At 45.4% G+C, this 260-nt stretch carries 1 protein-coding gene; it reads right to left on the bottom strand.

What is annotated here, in order from left to right; all coding sequences use genetic code 11:
- A partial coding sequence (locus AAEY80_RS14640; protein ID WP_350588610.1) for an aminotransferase class V-fold PLP-dependent enzyme occupies positions 1 to 236 on the bottom strand: 236 nt, incomplete at its 3' end.
- Positions 237 to 260: the final 24 nt, after the last annotated feature.

The raw sequence follows: 260 nt of genomic DNA, 5'->3' as shown, positions 1-260 counted from the left end.
ATACCCGCCTCTACTTTTTTACGTTTTTGGATCCAATCAGCGCATTTGTCGCTCAGTGTTAATGGCGCTGATCCAGAAGGTCCGCCTAAACACTTTTGCAGACCAACAGAAAGTGAATCGAGTTTCCATTCATCGGCAGGAAGTTCGTTACCCACAATGGAGGCGGTAGCATCACAATAAAATAGTACATCGTGCTTTTGGCAAATATCGCCAATATGCTCAAGAGGTTGGTTCATGGTGGTGGATGTATCGCCTTGTAC

This window comes from Psychrobacter sp. 78a-MNA-CIBAN-0178 (genome assembly GCF_040309625.1).
GTDB classification, from domain to species: Bacteria; Pseudomonadota; Gammaproteobacteria; order Pseudomonadales; family Moraxellaceae; genus Psychrobacter; species Psychrobacter okhotskensis.
The sequence above is the reverse complement of the archived record's forward strand: the minus strand, read 5'-3'. Positions and strand labels throughout refer to the sequence as shown.